This window comes from Shewanella sp. 11B5 (assembly GCF_002836795.1).
GTDB classification, from domain to species: Bacteria; Pseudomonadota; Gammaproteobacteria; order Enterobacterales; family Shewanellaceae; genus Shewanella; species Shewanella frigidimarina.
The window spans coordinates 1-3,924 of record NZ_PJAP01000600.1 but is presented as its reverse complement, the minus strand read 5'-3'; the positions used below and the strand labels follow the sequence as shown (position 1 = coordinate 3,924).

3 protein-coding genes and 3 tRNA genes are annotated in these 3,924 nt (G+C 42.2%); all 6 read right to left on the bottom strand.

Annotated elements, in window-relative coordinates; translation table 11 throughout:
- Window positions 1-185: 185 nt before the first annotated feature.
- Window positions 186-271: transfer RNA gene (locus tag CXF78_RS13955), tRNA-Leu, on the bottom strand.
- Window positions 272-320: 49 nt separating this feature from the next.
- Window positions 321-394: transfer RNA gene (locus CXF78_RS13950), tRNA-Cys, on the bottom strand.
- Between the two features lie 41 nt (window positions 395-435).
- Window positions 436-511, bottom strand: a tRNA-Gly gene (locus tag CXF78_RS13945).
- Window positions 512-827: 316 nt separating this feature from the next.
- Window positions 828-1,376 (bottom strand): CDP-diacylglycerol--glycerol-3-phosphate 3-phosphatidyltransferase, encoded by a 549-nt coding sequence (gene pgsA / locus CXF78_RS13940; protein WP_011638096.1) that lies wholly within the window; start codon window positions 1,374-1,376, stop codon window positions 828-830.
- 44 nt (window positions 1,377-1,420) lie between these two features.
- On the bottom strand, window positions 1,421-3,253 hold the full coding sequence (gene uvrC, locus CXF78_RS13935) for an excinuclease ABC subunit UvrC (protein ID WP_102037137.1): 1,833 nt from the start codon (window positions 3,251-3,253) through the stop codon (window positions 1,421-1,423).
- 44 nt (window positions 3,254-3,297) lie between these two features.
- Window positions 3,298-3,924, bottom strand: a 627-nt coding sequence (gene uvrY / locus CXF78_RS13930; protein WP_102037136.1) for a UvrY/SirA/GacA family response regulator transcription factor, incomplete at its 5' end; no start/stop codon positions are given.

Here is a 3,924-nt window from a genome sequence, read left to right as displayed (position 1 = left end):
TATAGCCGCGTAGCGAACTAGCAGGACGAAGTCCGCCTAGTCTCTAGGCTTGTTCGCTTTTATCGCTCTCAGCGTTGTAATCGTTTGTTACCATTGACGATCAAATTTCAGACATAAAAAAGCCCCAACTAATGTTGAGGCTTTTTTACACCATACTTACATATGTAATTTCTTACTATAAATAATGGTACCCGAGGCCGGACTTGAACCGGCACGCTTATTCAGCGAGGGATTTTAAATCCCTTGTGTCTACCGATTCCACCACTCGGGCAAAGTGTTGTTTTAACCGTTACTTAAAGTAACCATTAAACGCAATTTTGTGGAGGCGCGACCCGGAGTCGAACCGAGATAGACGGATTTGCAATCCGTAGCATAGCCATTCTGCCATCGCGCCATCTTTAACCAAATTCAAATCCATCGGATAAGATAAGAAATTGGAGCGACATATCGGGTTCGAACCGATGACCTATACCTTGGCAAGGTATCGCTCTACCAACTGAGCTAATGTCGCTTATTCAATCGTTTCAACGCTTTATTAAATCTGCGAGAAAGGTATCGTCTTTCAACCTATCCAACTGAACTAATGTCGCGTATTCAATCGTTTCAATGCTTTATTATATCTACTAGAAAGGTATCGTTTTCCAACCTATCCAACTGAGCTAATGTCGCATTAATCGTGTTAGTTAACATAAAACCCTAAGGCTTGTTGCTGACTCATCACTTGTCTACAGGGAGGCATTTTACCGAATTAACCTCGTGTGTCAATTATTGATTTACGCAATTTTGACTGTTTGCGCACTAAATAATCTTATTGAACTATTATTACGCTATTCTGCCGTTAAATCTTTCCAAGCTGCTGAAATGTAACTCATCATCGACCAGAACGTCAGTGCTGCGGCAATATAAAACAAGCCATAAGCGACATCTGTTAGCCAAGGTGTAGGTTTCCAAATCAATCCAATAATGGCGATCATTTGCGTGGCAGTTTTATATTTACCAATCCAAGACACGGCAACTACGCCACGTTTGCCTATTTCGGCCATCCATTCACGCAGGGCTGAAATAACAATTTCGCGACCAATCATAAATAACGCCGCTAAGGTTAAGTACACATTGTCATTTTGTTGAACCAACAGCACTAATGCTGTCGACACCATGACTTTATCTGCTACTGGATCTAAAAAAGCGCCAAATCGGGTTAGTTGACCAAGTTTACGGGCAGCATAACCGTCTAACCAATCAGTCAAAGCGGCCAACCAGAAAATAAATGCCGAAACAAATGGTGCCCATGGATATGGTAAATAGAATACCGCTATAAATACGGGTAACAAAGCAATACGGAATAATGTCAGTGCAATAGGTAAGTTAAACGGCATAAAAAGACCAATTTGTCAGAAGCAGCGCCAATCTTGCCTTAATTTTAGCCCCCTCGCAATGCATCATGAATTGTTTGTGCCATTTCTAAGCTAATTCCGGGTACTTTTGTCAATTCAGCCACGCTAGCGCCCTTCACTTCTTGAATTCCGCCTAAATGTTGCAACAAAGCTTTACGTCTTTTAGGGCCCACACCTGCGATGGATTCTAGGGTAGAAGTATTGCGAGTTTTTTGACGTTTATTACGGTGTCCGGTAATCGCAAAGCGATGTGACTCATCGCGAATGTGTAACATCAAATGAAATGCAGGTGAGTCACTGGCAACCTCGAACGTTTGCTCACTACCACCAACGGTAAACGTTTCGAGCCCTGCTTTACGGCCTTCACCTTTAGTTACGCAAATGAGCAATGGCTGATGATCAATGTTGACACACTTTTCATCGACAATTGTTTGCGCCACTCTTAGCTGGCCAATACCGCCATCAATGAAAACTAAATCTGGTACTTTGCCATTGTTATCGATTTTATCAAATCGACGGCTTATAGCTTGTTCCATCGCGGCATAATCATCACCACCAGTAATACCGGTAATGTTGTAACGGCGATAATCAGCTTTATGTGGCCCTTCACGATTGAACACCACACACGATGCGACTGTGCTTTCGCCCATGGTGTGACTAATGTCAAAGCATTCCATCCGCTTAATCGGTTCATTAAGCTCAAGTGCTTCTTCAAGTAATTGAAAGCGTTGTTCTACGGTATTCTTATGCGATAACTTGGTAGCGACGGCATTACTGGCATTGGTCATGGCAAGGCGTAAAAAATTTGCTCTGTCGCCTCTTACTTGCGTTTTTAACTCAAACTTTTTATCTAATGCGTGTTCTATCGACGCTTGTAATTCTGTTATTCCGTCAAAGTGATGACTGAGGATGACTTCTTTTGGAATCGTGCGCTGAATATCGGCATTTAGGTAAAACTGGCCCAAGAATGATGACAACACTTCTTCAATTTCAGTTTCTGCTGGTACGGAAGGATAATAGCTGCGACTGCCAAAAATTTTACCATCACGAATAAACAGTAGGTGAAAACAGGCAATACCAGAGGCGTAATCGACGCCGATGACATCCATATCACCTTTATGATTTGAAACTTCCTGCTGCTCTGCTACGCGCCTTAATGCGGTAATTTGGTCACGATACTGCGCAGCTCGCTCGTATTCCATATCAATTGCAGCGGTTTCCATTTTGGCCACCAGCTGTGATATGACTTGTTTATCTTTTCCGCGTAAAAATAAACCGGCTAATTTGACCTGTTCGCTGTATTCATCATCACTGACAATCCCCACGCAAGGCGCACTGCAACGATCTAATTGATACTGTAAACAAGGGCGAGATCTGGATTTATAATATAAGTCATCGCATTGACGGATTGGAAACAGCTTTTGCATTAAATGCAAACTTTCACGTACTGCGCCACCATTAGGATATGGGCCAAAATAATGGCCTTTTTCACGTTTGGGCCCACGATGATAAGCAAGTCGAGGGTGCTTATGGCCGCTCAACAGAATATATGGATAAGATTTATCATCACGCAGTAACACGTTGTATTTGGGCATGTACTGTTTGATGTAATCATTTTCGAGTAATAACGCGTCAGTTTCGCTATGCGTAACGGTCACATCAATATGATCGATATGCGAAACTAGCGCCTGAGTTTTAACATTGGCGATGTTAACTCTAAAATACGAGCTTAAACGTTTTTTGAGATCTTTAGCTTTACCAACATAAATAACCTGTTGGTGCTTATCGTACATTCGATAAACACCAGGTGCTGAGGTAACATTTTTTAAAAAGGATTTGGCGTTAAAACCACTTGGCATGATTAAAGCTACTTAATGCGTTGCGAGGAATACATTATTCCTGACTAGAATGAACCTGTATCGAGCATTTTGTAACGGATAGCTAAACGGGTCAACTCAACGTCACCGCCGATCCCCAGTTTCGCAAATAGTCGATAACGATAACTGTTGACGGTTTTAGGGCTTAAATTTAATTTTTCAGAAATATCATTAACCTTTTCACCATTGGTTATCATCATCATGATTTGCAATTCACGTTCAGACAAACTGCTAAATGGATTCTCGTCAGAGTGGTTAAATTGGCTTAGCGCCATTTGTTGCGCAATTTCTGGCGACAAATAACGTTGACCACGAGCCACTTGAGTAATGGCTCGTAATACTTCTGGTGATGTGGAGCCTTTAGTTAAGTAACCAGAAGCACCAGCCTGCATCACTTTGGTCGGAAAAGGGTCTTCTGTTTGTACGGTTAACACAATAATTTTAGCGTCTGGCTGATAGCGTAAAATCTTACGGGTGGCTTCTAATCCCCCCATACCAGGCATATTCATGTCCATTAAAATGACATCAGCTTCATTCTGTCGAGACCACTGTACGGCTGTTTCTCCATCAGGTGCTTCACCGATGACTTTAATACCGCGTTCATCTTCCAAAATGCGACGAATACCCGTTCTCACGAGTTCATGGTCGTCAAC

What these genes read in the sequence shown, in the direction of transcription:
- uvrC (WP_102037137.1), bottom strand. Translation starts at nt 3,253, where the DNA reads ATGCCAAGTGGTTTTAACGCCAAATCCTTTTTAAAAAATGTTACCTCA.
- pgsA (WP_011638096.1), bottom strand. Translation starts at nt 1,376, where the DNA reads ATGCCGTTTAACTTACCTATTGCACTGACATTATTCCGTATTGCTTTG.